The organism is Pseudomonas sp. MWU347, from assembly GCF_017947305.1.
GTDB classification, from domain to species: domain Bacteria; phylum Pseudomonadota; class Gammaproteobacteria; order Pseudomonadales; family Pseudomonadaceae; genus Aquipseudomonas; species Aquipseudomonas putida_A.
Genome location: NZ_JAFGZB010000001.1, coordinates 169,960 through 190,242, shown reverse-complemented (window position 1 = coordinate 190,242; position 20,283 = coordinate 169,960). Strand labels below are relative to the sequence as shown.

At 59.9% G+C, this 20,283-nt stretch carries 17 protein-coding genes; 11 read left to right on the top strand and 6 right to left on the bottom strand.

Annotated elements, in window-relative coordinates; genetic code table 11:
* Window positions 1–96: 96 nt before the first annotated feature.
* The 7 genes from tkt to KCG87_RS00770 all read left to right on the top strand — a co-directional run bounded on the left by tkt (window position 97) and on the right by KCG87_RS00770 (window position 7,340).
* Window positions 97–2,094 (top strand): transketolase, encoded by a 1,998-nt coding sequence (gene tkt / locus KCG87_RS00800; RefSeq protein WP_210556448.1) that lies wholly within the window; start codon window positions 97–99, stop codon window positions 2,092–2,094.
* 180 nt (window positions 2,095–2,274) lie between these two features.
* Window positions 2,275–3,333: an erythrose-4-phosphate dehydrogenase gene (gene epd / locus KCG87_RS00795; protein WP_135296740.1), complete on the top strand. Its 1,059-nt coding sequence runs from the start codon at window positions 2,275–2,277 to the stop codon at window positions 3,331–3,333.
* A 26-nt stretch (window positions 3,334–3,359) separates the two neighbouring features.
* Complete coding sequence (locus KCG87_RS00790) at window positions 3,360–4,523, top strand: phosphoglycerate kinase (protein ID WP_027610625.1); 1,164 nt, start codon at window positions 3,360–3,362, stop codon at window positions 4,521–4,523.
* A 34-nt stretch (window positions 4,524–4,557) separates the two neighbouring features.
* Entirely contained in the window at window positions 4,558–4,779 is a 222-nt protein-coding gene (locus KCG87_RS00785; RefSeq protein ID WP_007961876.1) for a hypothetical protein, read from the top strand.
* 57 nt (window positions 4,780–4,836) lie between these two features.
* Complete coding sequence (locus KCG87_RS00780; RefSeq protein ID WP_210556450.1) at window positions 4,837–5,169, top strand: MliC family protein; 333 nt, start codon at window positions 4,837–4,839, stop codon at window positions 5,167–5,169.
* A gap of 265 nt (window positions 5,170–5,434) precedes the next feature.
* Complete coding sequence (fba, locus tag KCG87_RS00775; RefSeq protein ID WP_003229012.1) at window positions 5,435–6,499, top strand: class II fructose-bisphosphate aldolase; 1,065 nt, start codon at window positions 5,435–5,437, stop codon at window positions 6,497–6,499.
* 394 nt (window positions 6,500–6,893) lie between these two features.
* Window positions 6,894–7,340, top strand: coding sequence for a hypothetical protein (locus tag KCG87_RS00770; protein WP_127646195.1), 447 nt, complete (start codon window positions 6,894–6,896; stop codon window positions 7,338–7,340).
* Between the two features lie 219 nt (window positions 7,341–7,559).
* Here the strand turns inward: KCG87_RS00770 and KCG87_RS00765 are convergent, their stop codons facing one another.
* A complete protein-coding gene (locus KCG87_RS00765) occupies window positions 7,560–8,234 on the bottom strand; it encodes a polysaccharide lyase family 7 protein (protein WP_210556452.1) in 675 nt (224 codons plus the stop codon).
* A gap of 334 nt (window positions 8,235–8,568) precedes the next feature.
* Between KCG87_RS00765 and KCG87_RS00760 the strand changes: the two genes are divergently transcribed.
* Genes KCG87_RS00760 through KCG87_RS00750 form a run of 3 tightly spaced genes read left to right on the top strand, consistent with a single transcriptional unit; the run spans window position 8,569 to window position 11,572 of the window.
* On the top strand, window positions 8,569–10,692 hold the full coding sequence (locus tag KCG87_RS00760) for an EAL domain-containing protein (protein ID WP_210556453.1): 2,124 nt from the start codon (window positions 8,569–8,571) through the stop codon (window positions 10,690–10,692).
* 43 nt (window positions 10,693–10,735) lie between these two features.
* A complete protein-coding gene (locus KCG87_RS00755; protein WP_202369047.1) occupies window positions 10,736–11,224 on the top strand; it encodes a M48 family metallopeptidase in 489 nt (162 codons plus the stop codon).
* Window positions 11,225–11,275: 51 nt separating this feature from the next.
* The gene (locus KCG87_RS00750) at window positions 11,276–11,572 is read left to right on the top strand and encodes a winged helix-turn-helix domain-containing protein (protein ID WP_096795726.1); all 297 of its coding nucleotides are present in this window, start codon (window positions 11,276–11,278) and stop codon (window positions 11,570–11,572) included.
* Between the two features lie 115 nt (window positions 11,573–11,687).
* On the opposite strand, the gene KCG87_RS00745 is transcribed toward KCG87_RS00750, so the two are convergent.
* Window positions 11,688–12,140 (bottom strand): GNAT family N-acetyltransferase, encoded by a 453-nt coding sequence (locus KCG87_RS00745; protein ID WP_210556455.1) that lies wholly within the window; start codon window positions 12,138–12,140, stop codon window positions 11,688–11,690.
* Between the two features lie 256 nt (window positions 12,141–12,396).
* Between KCG87_RS00745 and KCG87_RS00740 the strand changes: the two genes are divergently transcribed.
* Window positions 12,397–13,134 carry a transporter substrate-binding domain-containing protein gene (locus KCG87_RS00740; RefSeq protein ID WP_027610632.1) on the top strand — a complete coding sequence of 246 codons (738 nt, stop codon included), beginning with the start codon at window positions 12,397–12,399 and terminating at the stop codon, window positions 13,132–13,134.
* A gap of 112 nt (window positions 13,135–13,246) precedes the next feature.
* Here the strand turns inward: KCG87_RS00740 and yccS are convergent, their stop codons facing one another.
* The 4 genes from yccS to mdtD all read right to left on the bottom strand — a co-directional run bounded on the left by yccS (window position 13,247) and on the right by mdtD (window position 20,123).
* On the bottom strand, window positions 13,247–15,439 hold the full coding sequence (gene yccS, locus KCG87_RS00735; RefSeq protein ID WP_210556457.1) for a YccS family putative transporter: 2,193 nt from the start codon (window positions 15,437–15,439) through the stop codon (window positions 13,247–13,249).
* Between the two features lie 228 nt (window positions 15,440–15,667).
* A complete protein-coding gene (locus KCG87_RS00730; protein WP_210556458.1) occupies window positions 15,668–16,846 on the bottom strand; it encodes an NAD(P)/FAD-dependent oxidoreductase in 1,179 nt (392 codons plus the stop codon).
* 152 nt (window positions 16,847–16,998) lie between these two features.
* The gene (gene dbpA, locus KCG87_RS00725) at window positions 16,999–18,384 is read right to left on the bottom strand and encodes an ATP-dependent RNA helicase DbpA (protein WP_007962660.1); all 1,386 of its coding nucleotides are present in this window, start codon (window positions 18,382–18,384) and stop codon (window positions 16,999–17,001) included.
* Window positions 18,385–18,683: 299 nt separating this feature from the next.
* Window positions 18,684–20,123, bottom strand: coding sequence for a multidrug transporter subunit MdtD (gene mdtD / locus KCG87_RS00720; RefSeq protein ID WP_210556460.1), 1,440 nt, complete (start codon window positions 20,121–20,123; stop codon window positions 18,684–18,686).
* Window positions 20,124–20,283 lie beyond the last annotated feature (160 nt).

Genomic DNA, 20,283 nt, shown 5'->3' with positions numbered 1-20,283 from the left:
CTCGGATGACTATCTGTCATTGCCCCGAGGCGCTCCGGTGAGGGAAAATGCCCTCCTTTTTTCCGTTTCAATCTATTCACACCCAGGAGATCAGCGATGCCTAGCCGTCGTGAGCGTGCCAACGCCATTCGTGCCCTCAGCATGGATGCCGTGCAAAAAGCCAACAGCGGCCATCCCGGTGCCCCTATGGGTATGGCAGATATCGCCGAAGTACTTTGGCGCGACTACCTCAAGCACAACCCGAGCAACCCGTCGTTCGCCGACCGTGACCGCTTCGTGCTGTCCAACGGCCACGGCTCGATGTTGATCTACTCGCTGCTGCACCTGACCGGTTACGACCTGTCGATCGACGATCTCAAGCAGTTCCGTCAACTGCACAGCCGCACCCCGGGTCACCCGGAATTCGGTTACACCCCGGGCGTCGAGACCACCACCGGCCCGCTGGGTCAGGGTCTGGCCAACGCCGTCGGCTTCGCCCTGGCAGAAAAAGTCCTGGGCGCGCAGTTCAACCGTCCTGGCCACAACATCGTTGATCACCACACCTACGTGTTCCTCGGTGATGGCTGCATGATGGAAGGCATTTCCCACGAAGTCGCTTCCCTGGCCGGTACGCTGGGCCTGGGCAAGCTGATCGCCTTCTACGATGACAACGGCATCTCCATCGACGGTGAAGTCGAAGGCTGGTTCACCGATGACACCCCGAAGCGTTTCGAATCCTACAATTGGCAGGTGATCCGCAACGTCGACGGTCACGATCCGGAAGAGATCAAGACCGCCATCGAAACCGCGCGCAAGAGCCCGCTGCCGACCCTGATCTGCTGCAAGACCACCATCGGTTTCGGTTCGCCGAACAAGCAGGGCAAGGAAGACTGCCACGGCGCCCCACTGGGTGACGCGGAAATCGCTCTGACCCGTCAGGCGCTGAACTGGAACTACGGCCCGTTCGAAATCCCTGCAGACATTTATGCCGAGTGGGATGCCAAGGAAAAAGGTCGCGCTGCCGAAGCCGAGTGGGATCAGCGTTTCGCTGCCTACTCCGCGGCGTTCCCGACCGAAGCCAACGAGCTGATCCGTCGTCTGAGCGGCGAACTGCCGGCTGACTTCGCGGAAAAAGCCTCGGCCTACATTGCTGAAGTGGCGGCCAAAGGCGAAACCATCGCCAGCCGTAAAGCCAGCCAGAACACCCTGAACGCGTTCGGCCCGCTGCTGCCGGAACTGCTCGGCGGTTCGGCTGACCTGGCCGGTTCCAACCTGACCCTGTGGAAAGGTTGCAAAGGCGTCAGCGCTGAAGACGCCAGCGGCAACTACATGTACTACGGCGTGCGCGAATTCGGCATGACCGCGATCATGAACGGCGTGTCCCTGCACGGTGGCCTGGTGCCTTACGGCGCGACCTTCCTGATGTTCATGGAATATGCGCGCAACGCGGTACGCATGTCGGCGCTGATGAAGAAGCGTGTGATCCACGTCTACACCCACGACTCCATCGGTCTGGGCGAAGACGGCCCGACGCACCAGCCGATCGAGCAACTGACCAGCCTGCGGACCACACCGAACCTCGACACCTGGCGTCCAGCCGATGCCGTTGAATCGGCAGTGGCCTGGAAAAACGCGCTGGAGCGTAAGGACGGCCCATCGGCGCTGATCTTCTCGCGTCAGAACCTGCAGCACCAGGAACGCGATGCCGGCCAGATCGCCGACATCAGCCGCGGTGGCTACGTGTTGAAGGACTGCGCAGGCGAGCCTGAGCTGATCCTGATTTCCACCGGTTCGGAAGTCGGTCTGGCCGTTCAGGCCTACGAAAAACTGACCGAGCAAGGCCGCAAGGTGCGCGTGGTTTCCATGCCGTGCACCAGCGTGTTCGATGCGCAGGACGCCGGCTACAAGCAATCGGTTCTGCCGTTGCAGGTCAGCGCACGTATCGCGATCGAAGCGGCTCACGCCGACTTCTGGTTCAAGTACGTGGGTCTGGAAGGTCGCGTGATCGGCATGACCACCTACGGCGAATCGGCTCCGGCTTCGGCACTGTTCGAAGAGTTCGGCTTCACCCTGGAAAACATCCTGGGTCAGGCTGAAGAACTGCTGGAAGACTGATCCAGAAGTTGCGTCGTCTGGACTGACGCCTTCGCGAGCAAGCCCGCTCCCACAGGGGGATTTGTTGTGTGACACACACAGTGTTCACAACCCTGATCCAATGTGGGAGCGGGCTTGCTCGCGAAATCGGTGGTTCAGACACCACTGCAATAACGGAATCAAACGGTAATCGAGAACCCCATGCCTCAACCGCGTCCCTACAAAGTTGCACTCAACGGCTACGGCCGGATTGGTCGTTGCGTCTTGCGTGCGTTGTTTGAGCGTGGCGAGAAGGCCGGGTTTGAAATTGTCGCGATCAACGATCTGGCGGACATGGCCAGCATCGAATACCTGACACGTTTCGACTCCACCCACGGCCGCTTTCCCGGCGAAGTGCGAGTAGAAGGCGATTGTCTGCATATTAATGGCGACTGCGTGAAGGTCCTGCGCAGTGCCACCCCCGAAGGCATTGACTGGGCGGCGCTGGGCGTCGACCTGGTGCTGGAGTGCTCCGGCGCTTACCACACCCGTGAAGACGGCCAGCGTTTCCTCAATGCCGGCGCGCCACGCGTGCTGTTCTCGCAACCGATGGCCAGCGAGGCGGATGTCGACGCCACCATCGTCTTCGGCGTCAATCAGGATTGCCTGACCGGCGATGAACTGCTGGTGTCCAACGCCTCCTGTACCACCAACTGCGGCGTGCCGCTGTTGCGTCTGCTGGACAAGGCGATCGGCCTGGATTACGTGTCGATCACCACGATTCACTCGGCGATGAACGACCAACCGGTGATCGACGCCTATCACCACGAAGACCTGCGCCGCACCCGTTCGGCGTTCCAGTCGGTGATCCCGGTGTCCACTGGTCTGGCGCGTGGCATCGAGCGCCTGCTGCCGGAACTTGCCGGGCGAATTCAGGCCAAAGCCGTACGCGTGCCGACGGTCAACGTGTCCTGCCTCGACATCACGATGCAGACCGCCACCGCGACCGATGCCAACGAGGTCAACCGGATCCTGCGCGAAGCCGCCACCAACGGCCCGCTCAAGGGGCTGCTGGCCTACACCGAGTTGCCGCACGCCAGTTGTGATTTCAACCATGACCCACATTCGGCCATCGTCGATGCCAGTCAGACCCGTGTTTCCGGCCCCAAACTGGTGAACATCCTGGCCTGGTTCGACAACGAATGGGGTTTTGCCAACCGAATGCTGGACGTTGCAGACCACTATCTGCAAACAGCGATTTCAAAAAAACCTGCTCTCTAAGAACAGCTACTCAGGAAGTGCGACCCATGACCGTGTTGAAGATGTCCGACCTCGATCTGCAAGGTAAGCGCGTATTGATTCGCGAAGACCTCAACGTCCCAGTCAAGGACGGTGTTGTCACCAGCGATGCGCGTATCCTGGCTTCGCTGCCGACCATCAAGCTGGCCCTGGAAAAAGGTGCGGCGGTGATGGTGTGCTCACACCTGGGCCGTCCGACCGAAGGCGAGTTCTCCGCCGAGAACAGCCTCAAGCCAGTCGCTGACTACCTGAGCAAGGCCCTGGGCCGCGACGTGCCGCTGGTGGCCGATTACCTGGGCGGCGTTGACGTCAAGGCCGGCGACATCGTGCTGTTCGAAAACGTGCGCTTCAACAAGGGCGAGAAAAAGAACGCTGACGAGCTGGCCCAGCAATACGCCGCCCTGTGCGACGTGTTCGTGATGGACGCCTTCGGCACCGCGCACCGCGCAGAGGGTTCGACCCACGGCGTGGCCAAGTTCGCCAAAGTCGCCGCTGCCGGCCCGTTGCTGGCCGCTGAGCTGGACGCACTGGGCAAGGCGCTGGGCGCACCGGCCAAGCCAATGGCTGCGATCGTTGCCGGCTCCAAGGTGTCGACCAAACTCGACGTACTCAACAGCCTGAGCCAGATCTGCGATCAGCTGATCGTCGGTGGCGGCATCGCCAACACTTTCCTGGCTGCCGCCGGTCACCCGGTCGGCAAGTCGCTGTACGAGCCGGACCTGCTGGACACCGCGCGTGCCATCGCCGCCAAGGTCAGTGTGCCGCTGCCGGTGGACGTGGTGGTTGCCAAGGAATTCGCTGAAAGCGCCGAAGCCACCGTCAAGCTGATTGCTGACGTTGCCGCTGACGACATGATTCTGGACATCGGCCCGCAAACCGCAGCCAACTTCGCCGAACTGCTGAAATCGTCGAAAACCATTCTGTGGAACGGCCCGGTCGGCGTGTTCGAATTCGACCAGTTCGGCAACGGCACCAAAGTGCTGGCCCAAGCCATCGCCGACAGCGCCGCGTTCTCCATCGCCGGCGGTGGCGACACCCTGGCGGCCATCGATAAATATGGCGTGGCCGAGCAAATCTCCTACATTTCCACCGGTGGTGGCGCGTTCCTCGAATTCGTCGAAGGCAAGGTGCTGCCAGCCGTTGAAGTCCTGGAAAGTCGGGCCAAGGCCTGAGGCCGCCCGTTTGGCCAGGCAAAGGAGTGTTCAGATGGTCAAGTCGTTAGCGCTGTTGTTGCTGACCGGTACGCTGGCGGCCTGCGGGAGTAACCCGAAGGCCGAGGCGACACCTGCGCCGGATGCGGCACAGAAAGGCTGCTATCAGGCCGACTGGCAGGCCGAAACCAACCCGGTGCTGAACAAGCGCTCGGGGCCGGACGGTCTGGACAAATACGAGACGCAAACCCCGGCCAAGGAACATGGTTGTCCTTGACCGGTCTGACTCTTTAACTCAGGGCTGGCGGCGTTGGCTGTCAGTCGAGGAACACGGATGAAAGTCTTGATCGCCATTGCGGCGTTGGCATTGTTGGGCGGTTGCGCGCAGATGAACCTGTTTCAGTCGTCCGCACCTGCGGACAGCTGGACCACCTGGACCTGCGACAGCCAGGCCAAAGTGCTGTGGCGTTACGCCGATGCCAGCCAGAAGGAAGTCGATGTTCGACTGGGCGGCGGTGATCAGGTCTATCGCCTGAAAGAAGAGCCGGGCGCCTCGGGCGTGCTGTACAGCGACGGCATGCTGGCGTTTCACGTCAAGGGTGACGAAGGCCTGGTGTACTGGGTAGCCACCAATGACCTGATCGGCCGCGGCTGCAAGGCCGAGTAAGACGATTGAATTGATTTACATAGATCCAAAATGTGGGAGCGGGCTTGCTCGCGAAGGCGGTGGATCAGCTTGCATCAATGTTGAATGTTAATCCGCATTCGCGAGCAAGCTCGCTCCCACAGGGGTTCTCTGTTGTTCACAAGATTTTGGTAACACCGAATCACCAGGCCGGGCTTCGACCCCCGATCTGCAATCACTTGAATAGCCGCCGCCGCTCCGGCAGGCTGGCACGATTAACGACCCTCAACCGGGAGAGACACACACAATGGCACTTATCAGCATGCGCCAGATGCTGGACCACGCAGCCGAGTTCGGCTACGGCGTTCCAGCCTTCAACGTCAACAACCTTGAGCAGATGCGCGCCATCATGGAAGCCGCTGACAAGACTGACTCCCCGGTGATCGTTCAGGCTTCGGCCGGCGCTCGCAAATACGCCGGCGCGCCATTCCTGCGTCACCTGATCCTGGCCGCGATCGAAGAATTCCCGCACATCCCGGTGTGCATGCACCAGGACCACGGCACCAGCCCTGACGTCTGCCAGCGCTCCATTCAACTGGGCTTCAGCTCGGTGATGATGGACGGCTCCCTGGGCGAAGACGGCAAGACCCCGACCGACTACGAATACAACGTCCGCGTTACCCAACAAACCGTCGCCATGGCTCACGCCTGCGGCGTTTCGGTAGAAGGCGAACTGGGCTGCCTGGGTTCGCTGGAAACCGGTATGGCCGGTGAAGAAGACGGCATCGGCGCTGAAGGCGTTCTGGATCACAGCCAGATGCTGACCGACCCGGAAGAAGCCGCTGACTTCGTCAAGAAGACCCAGGTCGATGCCCTGGCCATCGCCATCGGCACCAGCCACGGCGCCTACAAGTTCACCAAGCCACCTACCGGCGACGTGCTGGCGATCGACCGCATCAAGGAAATCCACAAGCGCATCCCGAACACCCACCTGGTGATGCACGGTTCCTCGTCCGTGCCACAAGAGTGGCTGGCGATCATCAACCAGTACGGCGGCGACATCAAAGAAACCTACGGCGTACCGGTTGAAGAAATCGTCGAAGGCATCAAGTATGGCGTGCGCAAGGTCAACATCGACACCGACCTGCGACTGGCATCCACCGGCGCCATGCGTCGCCTGATGGCCACCAACCCGAGCGAGTTCGACCCACGTAAATTCTTCGGCGCGACTGTGACGGCAATGCGTGATGTGTGTATCGCACGTTATGAAGCGTTCGGTACTGCCGGTAACGCTTCGAAGATCAAGCCGATCTCGCTGGAAGCGATGTTCCAGCGTTATCTGAAGGGTGAGTTGAACGCCAAGGTGAACTAAGCCTGGGCGTTTGATCGCGTAAATGAAAAACCCGCCGAGTGGCGGGTTTTTTTGTGTGAGTTTTTCATTGTGAACAAGTTAACGGCTGGCGGCTAAAAATGTCGTTAAAAAAGATTTTTAAATTTTCTCTCGATAAGCCCGATATGTGTGACATTTTCCCCGCACGAGATGTGGGCGAATGCATAGTTATTTTTGAGAGAAAAATAAATTTCGTTAACGACTGCGTAAATTATTTTGCTTATTTCGAAATCGCATAAAGAACTGTCATTTCTGACAGGTGATTTAAAATTCATTGCAGCCTATCGTCTCAATGCAATCAGAAAGGAAGTAACGATAAATATATTTATCCCTCCCTTTACTGATTTTGTTCCTTCTATGTAATGGAGAGATTGATATGTCAAGCATTGATGTCCGTGAGAAATTTAAAAAGCATGAGCTCAGTGGCGAGGTCAGCTGTATCTTGTACGGCAAGGATGGCGAAAGTGGCGAAGAGAAAACTGAGTATAAATCTACCCATCTTTATGGAGATTACTCTGACAACATTTATGTGCATACAAGTAGCCATACTGAACATCATTCAGAAAATATTTTATTTTTATTCTCCAAGGATCTTATTCCAGGTACATATCACTATTTTCCAGACTTCCCCAATGTAATTGATTTTGTATGCGACGCGCGATATGCCCCTGCATGGAGGCCTCAATCTGGATTATTCGTACTGGAAAAAAATAGCTCTGGAGTTATTAAAGGAAAATTTAGGTTTCATAAGGAACCAGGGAATAAGGGGTTCGCAGTTTCGGATGGTGAGTTTTTTGTAAATTTCCCTACTTCTGCTTCGTAGGAAAGGGCGGGAAAAGAGAACCAGGTGTCTAGTCCTGAAATAGGTTTAAACCGTTTCAAGACTAGACACCCCTTTGCTCTCATCACGCAGTTGGTGCCCTGTGGGAGCGGGCTTGCTCGCGAATGCGGAACGTCATTCAACATTATTGTTGCTGACCCACCGTATTCGCGAGCAAGCCCGCTCCCACAGGGTTTTGTGTAAGTATCGGGGCCGCCGATGTCACTTGTCGTGATCAATATCCAGCTTGGTAAACGTCACCTGCCCACCCTCACTGGTATACCCGGTGTTGTCCTGCACATACACCCCGGCCTTGAAGTACAGCGGCTTGTTGCGCCACGTCGCGCTGATCTGTGAATCCCACTGGTAACCCGCCGCGCTCACGCCCAGTGCGCCGCCGGGGCTGAGGTGGATCAGGTAGTTGAATTCGCGGTCGAGTTTGATGCCGGTGGCGAGGGTGATGACGCGGCTTTCGTCGTCATCGGGGTGCATGCGCACCTTGATGACGAGGTTGCCGGTTTCGGTCTTGGTCTTGGTCTTGTACTGGTATTCGAGCTTGACCATCGGTTTCTGGCTTTCATACGCGTGGATCTGGCCGATGACGATCTTGCCGGAGCTGGGCACCTTGTTCACCGCGAGGGTTGCGCGCAGGGTGTTGTCGGCGTCCGGGTAGTACCAGTTGCGCAGGGTGCCGTTGCTGAAGGTTTCGCGCAGTTCGGTGCGCGGGTAGATGGCGTTTTCGGTTTTTGACCCGGTTACCGGTGACCAGAAAAACAGCGTGCCGGTGTCGGAATGGAAGTATTGATCCTTGAAGCCATTCACCAGTTTGGAGGTTTCGACGGTGTACGGCGGACTGCCGACGGGAACGCTGAGGTTCCAGGTTGCGAGATCGATCATGTCGGTTCTTCCACTCAATTCATCCTGAACGCGAGTGCCAGAAGCTCTAGCCCGCGCCTTTTCGGGCGGCAGTTATAAGCGTAGAGGAGTTTTTTGTTAACGCCCGTTTGGCAGATGATTGGCGTCAACATCCTGTCGAAATGCCATCTGTGCCGGTTTTCGGGGGCTGCAGGGGTGACCGTTAGTCGGTAAGTCGCCGCTTTGGCTAAATGATGGCGGCGTGACAGCTTCTGCTTTCACAGATCCGCGACTAGAGTGATGGCTCAGTAACTGTACGGTTTTCCCAAGAACCGGCCGATAGTCCGACAAGAGATGTCCCGACAAGAGAAGCAGCATGGAATGCGCGCAACCCCAGCCAGGTGAAGGCAGCTCTGTCCTTTTGATCGTTGATGATTACCCTGAAAACCTGATCAGCATGCGCGCGTTGCTGCAGCGTCAGGATTGGCACGTCATGACCGCCGCCTCCGGCTTCGAGGCACTCAATCTGCTGCTCGAACACGACGTCGATCTGGTGCTGCTGGACGTGCAGATGCCAGGAATGGACGGTTTTGAAGTCGCGCGGCTGATGCGCGGCAGCCAGCGCACACGTCTCACGCCGATCATTTTCCTTACCGCCAACGAACAGTCCCAGGACGCGGTGATCAAGGGCTACGCCAGTGGCGCGGTGGATTACCTGTTCAAACCGTTCGATCCGCAGATCCTCAAGCCCAAAGTCCAGGCATTGCTCGAACACCAGCGCAACCGCCGCGCCTTGCAGCGCCTGAGTCATGATCTGGAGGTCGCGCGGGCCTTCAATGCCTCGGTGCTGGATAATGCGGCGGAAGGGATTCTGGTGCTCGGCGAGGACGGTTTGATCCGCTTCGCTAACCCGGCGATTTCGCGGCTGCTGAATGCGCCGGTGAAGGAGCTGGAGGGCAAGGAGTTTCTCGATTTCCTGCAGAAACCGCACATCCCGCTGTGGGCCAATTCCGAATTGTTGGCCGGTTATAAACGCGGTGAGACTTTGCGTCTGCACGACGCGCTGTTGCGCACGGCGCCGGGGCAGCAAGTGCCGGTGGCGTTGTCCTGTGCGCCGTTGCCAGCCGAGCAGCGGGCGATGGTGGTGACGGTGCTGGACATGTCAGTGGTGCGTCACCTGCATCAGCAGCTGGAATTTCAGGCGGTCACCGATCCGTTGACCGGTCTGCTCAATCGCCGGGGCTTTTATCAGACAGTGGAAAACCTGCTGCTGCGCGGTGAACGCAGCGACAGCAGTTGGGTGCTGCTGTATCTGGATCTCGATGGCTTTAAACGGGTCAACGATTCCCTTGGCCACGATGCCGGCGACCGGGTGCTGCGCTGGGTCTCCGAGCAGTTGAAGGCGTGCTTAAGGCCGTTCGATATTCTCGCGCGCATGGGCGGTGACGAGTTCACGGCGTTGCTCGATCTGGAGTTCCCCGAGCAAGCGGCGAAGATTGCCGAGAAACTCATCGAGCGGGTGTCGATCTGTCAGCAGATCGAAGGGCTGGACATCGCCCTCGGCGCGAGTATCGGCATCGCCACTTACCCGGACTGCGGCTCGAACCTCGACGGCTTGCTGCGCGCCTCCGACATCGCCATGTACGAAGCCAAGCGCGCCGGGCGTCAGCAGTATCGTTTTTATGATCACGAAATGAACGGCCGCGCCCGCTCTCGGCTGATGCTTGAAGAGAGCGTGCGCAACGCCATCGAGAACCGTGATTTCAATCTGGTGTATCAGCCGCAAGTGGCGATCGACAGCGGGCAGATCCGCGGTTTCGAGGCGCTGCTGCGCTGGCAGCATCCGAGCGTCGGCGATGTGCCGCCGGGGCTGTTCCTGCCGTTGCTGGAAGAGGCACGGCTGATCAGTCGGCTCGGCAGCTGGATCTATCATCGCGGCGCCGGCCAGCGCAAAGCCTGGGAAACCCTGTTTGCCGAAGACCTGGTGCTCGGTGTGAGTTTGAGCAACACCCAGTTCGGTCTGCCGAACCTGGTTACCGAGTTGCGTCAGGTGCTGGAGCGGCATTCGTTGCAGCCACGGCAACTGGAGGTGGAAATCACCGAAGACGCACTGATGCACAACCCCGACGAGACCCGCAAACAGCTGCGCCTGCTACGCAATCTCGGGGTGCGGGTGGCGCTGGATGATTTCGGTTCAGGGCCGTGCTCGCTGGCGCATCTGCGTGATCTGGAGCTGGACACGCTCAAGCTTGATCGACACCTGATTGCGCGGCTGCCGGATTCGACGCGCGACGCGGCGCTGGTCAGCAACGTGATCAATCTGTGTAAACAGTACGGCTTGCTGGTGATCGCCGAAGGCGTGGAAACCATCGAACAGTATCAATGGCTGCAAGCGCATGGCTGCGAATACGTGCAGGGTTTCCTGGTGGCGCGTCCGCTGACCTCCGAAGACGCCGCCAGCTTCGCCGAGCCCTTTGACTGGGGCGCGCTGCCGGTTTGAATTCGTTACACTGGCGCTCTTTTCGAACCGTATTGCCGTGCCCATGACTGCGTTGAAATACCTCCAGGCCTATCCCGCGCAATTGCAGGATCAGGTGCGCCAACTGATCGCCGAACAGCGTCTGGGTGACTACCTGAGCCAACGCTATCCGGGGCGTCACGATGTGCAGAGCGACAAGGCACTGTACAGCTTCGCGCTGGACCTGAAGCAGGAATATCTGCGCAACGCACCGGCCATCGACAAGGTGCTGTTCGACAATCGCCTCGACCTGACGCACCGTGCGCTGGGCCTGCACACCACAGTCTCAAGGGTGCAGGGTGGCAAGCTCAAGGCCAAGAAAGAGATTCGCATCGCCTCGTTGTTCAAGGAGGCAGCCCCCGAGTTCCTGAAGATGATCGTCGTGCACGAACTGGCGCACTTCAAGGAATCGGATCACAACAAGGCCTTCTATAAATTGTGCGAACACATGCTGCCGGGGTATCACCAGATCGAGTTCGATCTGCGGGTATACCTGACGTGGCGCGATTTGTAGGAGCTGCCGAAGGCTGCGATCTTTTGATCTTTTAATTAACGGAGCCCATGCATGGACGTCAGCAAGACCAAAAGCAGCTTTTACCGGCGCCTGTACGTGGCCTACCTGATCGACAGCGGCCTGGCCCCAAGCGTCCCGGCGCTGACCGAAGTGACCGGCATGCCCCGGCGCACGGCGCAGGACACGATCGCCGCGCTGGCGGATCTGGACATCGTCTGTGAATTTGAGCAGGAAGAGGGCGCGCGCAATCATGCCGGGCGCTATCGGATTCGCGAGTGGGGAGCGATCGATCGCGGGTGGATCGAGCGTAATCTGCGGCAGATCAAGACTGTGCTGGAGTATCCCTGAGTTTTGCAGTGTTTGAGCTGACGCCTTCGCGAGCAAGCCCGCTCCCACAGTCGATCGAGTTCCTTCAGATGGAATGCAATCAAATGTGGGAGCGGGCTTGCTCGCGAAGGGGCCCTCAAGGACGACGCATGCCTATGTGCGGAATGTCATCCTCCAGATACTCCTCACCCGCCACCACAAACCCGTACCTGCCGTAATACCCCTGCAAATGCGCCTGCGCCGATAGATAGATCGGCACATGCGGCCAATGCTTCCCGGCCTGTTTCAGCGCGTGTTCCATCATCACATGCCCCAGCCCTTTGCCGCGGCCCTGCGGCGCGATGATCACGCGGCCAATCACCACGTCACCGCTCTGGGACTCGGGATCAAGCAGGCGCAGATAGGCCATCAACTGATCACCTTCCCAACCCATGAGGTGATGGGTGTCGCCGCCCAGATCATGGCCGTCGAGGTCCGGGTAGGCGCATTTCTGTTCGACCACGAACACTTCCGAGCGTAGCTTCAGCAGTGCGTACAACTCTTCTTTGCCCAGATCACTGTGATGCTTGCAGACCCACTCGATTGTCATCTTCCGACTCCTTGAACTCCGTCGCCCGATACTAAGGGCACTGGCGCCGGATGTCTGTATGGCGGAACAGTCTGTGACAAAGGTCAAAATGCCATCATTCCTTTCTCGCGATAGCGGCTGCTTTGTGTAATCTGCTGGAAAGCGCTGTGCACTGGCTTCAATGAGCTACTGTTAGGGCCTGGGTTTCGCCGGTAAGGGGCCTTGGGGTTTTGACTGAAAACACGCTGGGCAGCCCGCCCGCTAAGGATTTTCAAGCATGCCGCGACTGCATCGAGCCTTTGCTTTGATCGGATTGCTCTTGCTGGCCCAAACCGCCTCAGCGGAGAAGTTGCGACTGGTGTTTGATATCTGGCCGCCCTTTACCGACGACACGCTGGTCAACGGTGGTCTGGCCACCGACATCGTCAGCACCGCGCTGGCGCGGGCCGGTTATGCCAGCGACTACGAGCAGGTGCCGTGGGCGCGGGCACTGCTGGGGGTGGGCGAAGGACGATACGACGTGCTGGTCAACGCCTGGTACAACGACGAACGGACCAAAATCGGCCAGTTCTCTGGCGAATACCTGCTCAACCGCATCCGCTTTCTCAAGCGCAAGGACACGCCGCTGGAGTACGGCAGCCTGGAACAACTGCACACCTACCCGGTGGCGGTGGTGCGCGGTTATGCCTACTCGCAGGCCTTCGATGCCGATACCGCACTGGAGAAAGTCCCTGTGCATAACTTCGCCATGGCCGTGCGCATGCTGGCGGCGGACCGGGTCAAGCTGACCCTGGAAGATGAATACGTCGCGCGCTATTACCTGGCCCGCGAATCAGCCAAAGTGCGCAACGCCGTGGAGTTTCTGCCCAAGCCGCTGAGCGAGAACAGCCTGCATATTCTGGTAAGCCTGAAGAATCCGCAGCATGAGCAGATTGTGGCCGGGTTTGACAAGGCGATTGCGGCGATGAAGGCAGATGGCAGTTATGACAAGTTGCTGCGCCAGCATGGGATGTGAGAGCTGATCCAGAATTTGTTAAGTGGCTGATGGCCCTATCGCGAGCAGGCTCACTCCTACAGTTTGAAATGCGTTCCCTTGTAGGAGTGAGCCTGCTCGCGATGGCGTCTGATCAGCCGCCGCTGACCTCACTGGTGTCTTTGATCAAATGCGCCGCCAACGTGCGCAACGGCCCCAGCTGCCGGCAGATCAACGCCAGTTGCGTCTGCACCAGTCGCTGTCCTTCATCGATCTCGTCCGGCATCTGCTCCAGCTCATTGGCCAGCGCTTCTTCTTCGTCACTCTGAATCGCCACCGGTTGCTTGTTCGCCAGGCCCTGGGCAATGTCGTCGATGCTCGCGGCCAGTTTCACTCCGGCGCCGTCTATCAGTTGTTCACGCACGTCTGCCGGTAGCTGCGTTTCGCGATGCGCGCCCAACCCGGAGAGGTAGCTGAGCAGGGTGTGCGACAGCACCAGAAAACGGAAACCGACGTCCGCTTCCTTACGGAAATGCCCCGGCTCCATGAGCATGTTCGCCAGCGTTGTCGACAGCGCCGCATCAGCGTTGTGCGCGTTGCGTCGGGCCAGGCGATAGGCGAGGTCGTCGCTCTTGCCGGCGGCGTATTGCTGCATGATCTGGCGCAGATAGATGCTGTTGCAGGTCAGGGTGTTGGCCAGCACTTTATTCAGGCGCCGACCCTGCCAGTCCGGCAGGAACAGGAACACCGTCAGGCCGGCGATCAGGCTGCCGAGTAGGGTATCGAACAGGCGCGGCAGGAACAGCCCGTAGCCATCGCCGATCTGGTTGAAGCAGAACAGCACCATGATGGTGATCGCGGCGGTCGCCACCGTGTAGCGCGTGGTGCGGTTGGTAAAGAACACCACCCCGGCGGCGATCGCGAAGCACGACTGCACCAGCGGGCTGGGGAACAGATCGAACAGCGCCCACGCCACGGTCAGGCCGATGGCGGTGCCGAGAATCCGCTGACCGAGCTTGCGCCGGGTCGCGCCGTAGTTCGGCTGGCAGACGAACAGCGTGGTGAGGATGATCCAGTAACCCTGCGACGGGTGAATCAGATGCACCATGCCGTAGCCGATACTCAACGCCAGCGGCAGGCGCAGGGCGTGACGGAACAGCAAGGACGTCGGTGTCAGTTGCGTACGCAGGCGAACCCACACGTCCTTGAGGTTGCGCGGCGAGCGGTCGAGCAGGCTGCTGTCGGTGGCGTCCGCCAAGGCGTCGGGGTTGCTCGCATCGCTGAGCAAACGGTCGAGGGTGCCGAGGTTGGCGGCCAGGGCACGCAGCGAGCGCAGGAGGCCGCGCCACGCCGGATTGCTCTGGATGCGCAGGTGTTCAAGGGAGGCATCGAGGTCAGTCAGGGCTTCGGCAAAACTGGCGTCGTAGACGAACGGCTGGCGCATCTGGATCGATTCGGCCAGCGCGCGGCAGGCCTTGCCCTGCTGGCGCAATAAACGCTGGCAGCGGAACAGCACGTCGCTGTGGAAGAACGCATCGGCCAGCGCGTTGTACGGATAGTGCGAGGAGCTGGCGCGTTCGTGAATGTCCTGGGCGAGGAAATACAGCTTCAGATAGCGGCTGACTTTCGACCCCGGGCGACCGTTGCCGACCCGGTGCAGAATGATTTCCTTGGCACTGTTCAGCGCGGCGACCACGCGACCGTTTTGCTGCGCCAGTTCCAGCCGTCGGCCTTCGACGTCCAGTTGGCGGATCGGCTCGAACAGCGAGGCTTTCAGCTTCAGGTAGAAACCCAGTTCACGGAACAGCCGCGCCAGACTCTGCTGCACCGGCTGGTTGGAAAACATCGCCTGCCACAGCACCGACAGCAGGCCGTACCACGCGGCACCCGCCACCAGCAGCATCGGTTCGTGCCAGAAATCGGTGACCGCGCCGCCGCGCTGATCCACGCCGATCATGGTGTAGACCGACAGGATCAACGTCGCCGAGGCAATCGCGCCATAACGCTCGCCGAGTGCGCCGAGCATGGTCAGGCCGAAGCTGGCCAAGGCCAAGGCGATGGCGAACACGATGGGGTAGGGGAAGAGCAGTTCCACCGACAGCGCGGCGATACTGAAACACACCAGCGTCACGGCGAGGGCGTTGAGGCGCCCCTGCCAACTGTCGTCGGTCTCGGCCAGGGCGCTGGCGATGATCCCGAGGAACAACGGGATCAACAGGCCCATTTCATCCTGATACCAACACAGCGCCATGCTGCCGGTCAGGGCGATGAACACCCGCACGCTGTAGCTGAATTTATCCAGCGCCCACAGGCGCCGCAAAGACTGACGAAACGAGGTCGAGGACATGAAGTGCGAAGGCCTTCCGAGGCGATGCCGCTAAATTGAGCCAGTAATGACGCCGACGCAATGGCGCCGATCACATCTGACAGCAAAAAGTGTTCCTTACTGCATCACACATAACAACTGTGGGAGGGGGCTTGCTCCCGAAAGCGGTGTGTCATTCAACATGTATGTCGACTGATCCAGCGCATTCGCGAGCAAGCCCGCTCCCACAGTTTTTTGATTTGTGTTGGATCAGACGTACTGCGCAGCCGCGTAGCCGGAGGCCCAGGCCCACTGGAAGTTGAAACCGCCCAGATGCCCGGTGACGTCGAGCACTTCGCCGACAAAATACAGCCCCGGGCTTTTCAGCGACTCCATGGTCTTGGACGACACTTCGCGGGTATCGACGCCGCCCAGCGTGACCTCGGCGGTGCGATAGCCTTCGGTGCCGGCCGGGACGACTTTCCAGCTGCCGAGCTTGTCGGCGATCTGCGCCAGTTCGGCGTGGGTGTACTGCTTCATCGGTTTGGACACGAACCAGTTGTCCGCCAGCAGATTGGCCATCTTCTTGGTGAAGATCTCACCAAGCAAAGTTTTCAGCTCGCTGTTCGGGCGTTCGGCCACTTGCTGCTGCAGCCATGCCGCGGTGTCGTGATCCGGCAACAGGTTGATCTCCACGGTGTCGCCCGGCTCCCAGAACGACGAGATCTGCAGAATCGCCGGGCCACTGAGACCACGGTGAGTGAACAGAATGTTCTCGCGAAAGCTCTGGTCGTTGCAGCTGACCAGACAATCCACCGAAGTACCGGACAGCTCGGTGCACAGTTCCTTGAGCTGATCAGTGATGGTGAACGGCACCAGTCCGGCGCGGGTCGGCAGCAGTTCATGGCCGAACTGTTTGGCGACCTGATAACCGAAACCGGTAGCGCCCAGCGTCGGGATCGACAGCCCGCCGGTGGCGATCACCAGCGACTGGCACTGGAGCTGGCCGAGGGTGGTGTCGAGCAGGTAGCCGTTTTCGACTTTCTCGATGGTCTGGATCGAGGTGTCCAGGTGCAGCTCGACGCCGACCTGATCGCACTCGTCGAGCAGCATGCCGAGGATGTCGCTGGATTTGTTATCGCAGAACAGCTGACCGAGTTTCTTCTCGTGGTAGGGCACGCCGTGCTTGGCGACCATGCCGATGAAATCCCACTGGGTGTAGCGCGCCAGTGCCGATTTGCAGAAATGCGGATTACCCGAGAGGAAATTGGCGGGTTCGGTGTACATGTTGGTGAAATTGCAGCGGCCACCACCGGACATCAGGATTTTCTTGCCGGCCTTGTTCGCGTGGTCGAGCAGCAGCACCTGACGCCCACGCCCGGCGGCGGTCAGTGCACACATCAACCCTGCGGCGCCAGCGCCAATGATCACGACTTCGGTAGAGCGCAAAACGGTGTCCTCTTGGTGGGTCGCTACAAAACAAACTGTGGGAGCGGGCTTGCTCGCGAAAGCGGTGTGTCATTCAACATGATGTCGACTGACAGATTGCATTCGCGAGCAAGCCCGCTCCCACAGGAGATCTTCTTTGGGGCGAAGATCGTTTACAAAACCCGCACGCGCAGCGAACGGCCCTTGATCTTGCCGTTGTTCAAGCGCTGCAGCGCCTGCATGACCACGGTGCGTTCAACGGCGACATACGACTGGAAGTCGAAGATCGCGATCTTGCCGACCTGCGCGCCGGGGATGCCGGCGTCGCCAGTCAGTGCGCCGAGAATGTCGCCCGGACGCACCTTGTCCTTGCGCCCGCCAGCGATGCACAGCGTGCTCATCGGTGGCTGCAGCGGGGCGCCGCCCTGGGACTTGAGGTTGTCCACCTGATCCCAGTTCAGCGGAGCTTTCTGCAGCTGTTCGATGGCTTGCGCGCGATGCGCTTCGGACGGCGCGACGAGGCTGACCGCAATACCTTTCTCGCCGGCACGACCGGTACGGCCGACGCGGTGAATGTGGATTTCCGAGTCGCGGGCCAGCTCGACGTTGATCACCATGTCCAACGCGTCGATGTCCAGACCACGAGCGGCGACATCGGTGGCGACCAGAACCGAAGTACTGCGGTTGGCGAACATCGCCAGCACCTGATCGCGGTCACGCTGTTCCAGATCGCCGTGCAGGCCGACGGCGGAAATGCCTTTGGAGGTCAGGTGGTCAACGGTTTCCTGCACTTGCTGCTTGGTGAAGCAGAACGCCACGCAGGAAGCCGGGCGGAAGTGGTGCAGGACTTTGGTCACTGCGCTCATGCGCTCTTCCGGGGAAATCTCGTAGAAACGCTGCTCGATCTGCGTGTCGTCGTGGAACGCCTCGGCTTTCACCGTTTGCGGATCGCGCATGAATTTCGACGCCAGTTGCTTGATGCCCACCGGGTACGTGGCGGAGAACAGCAGGGTCTGGCGGCGTGCCGGGGTCTTTTCGATGATGTCTTCGATGGCGTCGTAGAAGCCCATGTCGAGCATGCGGTCGGCTTCGTCGAGGATCAGCGTGTTCAGGCCGTCGAGCACCAGCGAACCCTTGCGCAGGTGTTGCTGGATACGCCCCGGGGTGCCGACGATGATGTGCGCGCCGTGCTCCAGCGAAGCGATCTGCGGGCCGAACGACACGCCGCCGCACAGGGTCAGGACCTTGATGTTGTCTTCGGCACGGGCCAGACGCCGGACTTCCTTGGCGACCTGGTCGGCCAGCTCACGGGTCGGGCAGATCACCAGCGCCTGGCAACCGAAGTAACGCGGATTGATCGGGTTGAGCAGGCCGATGCCGAACGCGGCGGTCTTGCCGCTGCCGGTCTTGGCCTGGGCGATCAGGTCCATCCCCTTGAGGATCACCGGCAAGCTCTGCGCCTGGATCGGCGTCATCTGGGCATAACCGAGGGATTCGAGGTTAGCCAGCATGGCGGCGGACAGCGGCAGAGTATTAAAAGCGGTGGCGATGGTGGTCACGGGACTGGCCTGCAAAACAAAATGTCGCGCAGTGTAGCAGCCCCGTGCCACTTTCCTCGAAAGTTCTGGACGAACAGTGCCTGATTTCATTCCCCCAGGCTTTCCTTGAATGAAGATAAACCTGTGGCGAGGGAGCCTTTGTGGCGAGGGGATTTATCCCCGATGGGGTGCGCAGCACCCCCTGAAAAGGTTGAATGCGATCAGCCTGATGTACTGAGGCGGCAGATTATGGGGCTGCTGCGCAGCCCATCGGGGATAAATCCCCTCACCACAAAAGCATTCACAAAACATGACACTGTCTAGTGTTCGATGTGCTCATCCGGATGTTCATCCGGGCGTTTGACCCGGCGGCCGTCCTCTTTCGACAGTTGCGAGAAGATCGTTGCCGCCAGCATCGCCATCACTCCGACTGTGACAAACGTCAGCTGGAACGCACCCAGCACGGTCTCGACGCCGTCGTTGCCGATCTCCGCCGTAAACCCGCCGAGCAACGCACCGGCACAGGCCACGCCCAGACTCAGCGACAATTGCGCCACCACCGACAGCAAGCTGTTGCCGCTGCTGGCGCTGGCGTCGTCGAGGTCGATCAGGGTCACGGTGTTCATCGCGGTGAATTGCAGCGAGTTGATCGCGCCGAGAACCGCCAGCAGGCACAGCAGCAGCCAGTAAGGTGTCTGCTCGCTGACCAGGCCCATGCTCGCCAGCATGATCCCCAGCGCCAGAGTGTTGCCGGTGAGCACAATGCGATAGCCGAGGCGTTCGATCAGCGGCCGCGCCATCCACTTGGCAAACATCGCCGCTGCAGCCAGCGGCAGCATGCTCATCCCGGCTTGCGATGGCGAATAACCCAGCGCCACCTGCAGCAGCAACGGCACCAGAAACGGCAGGGCGCCGCTGCCCAGACGGGCGAACAGGTTGCCGATAATTCCGACCGCGAAAGTCCTGGTCTTGAACAGCGAAGGGGCGAACAGCGGATTCTCGACACGCCCGGCGCGCAGCCAGTACGCCGCCAGACAGGCCAGACCGCCGAACAGCAGCAGCATCACCCGCAGGTGCGGCAAGTGCAATTCGCCCAGACCTTCCATGGCGATGGTGATCAGGATCATCGCCGCGCCAAACAGCAGGAAACCGAGGCTATCGAAGCGCGTGCGTTCAGTACCGCGCAGGTCGGGGATGAATTTCCACACCGCGTAGCAGCCGAGAATACCGACCGGCAGGTTGATCAGGAAAATCCAGTGCCACGTCAGGTATTGCACCATCCAGCCGCCCATGGTCGGGCCGATCAGCGGGCCGAGCAGGCCGGGAATGGTGATGAAGCCCATGATCCGCACCAGTTCCGAACGCGGGTAGGCGCGCAGCACCACCAGCCGTCCGACCGGCAGCATCAACGCGCCGCCCAGACCCTGGATCACCCGCGCGCCGACCAGCATGCTCAGGCTGCTGGACAAGGCGCAGAGCAGCGAGCCGAAACTGAACAGCAGGATCGCGCCGAAGAAAATTTTCTTGGTGCCGAAGCGGTCGGCGATCCAGCCCGAGGCCGGAATCAGCAAGGCCACGGTGAGCATGTAGGCGATGACCACACCTTGCATGCGCAACGGGTCTTCGGCCAGATCCCGGGCCATGGCCGGCAGGGCGGTGTTGAGGATGGTCCCGTCGAGGGACTGCATGAAGAACGCAATGGCGACGACCCACGGCAACCAGCGGGCGGTGATGGCGTCGAGAGGCGGGCGTGTGGGCATGGAACCTCTTGTGGGTGGTTAATCCAAATGGCTTGTTGTGCATGAAACTCTGTGGTGAGGGGATTTATCCCCGATGGACTGCGCAGCAGTCCCCTGCATTTGATTTTAAAAGCGGGGCCGCTACGCGACCCATCGGGGATAAATCCCCTCGCCACAGGGT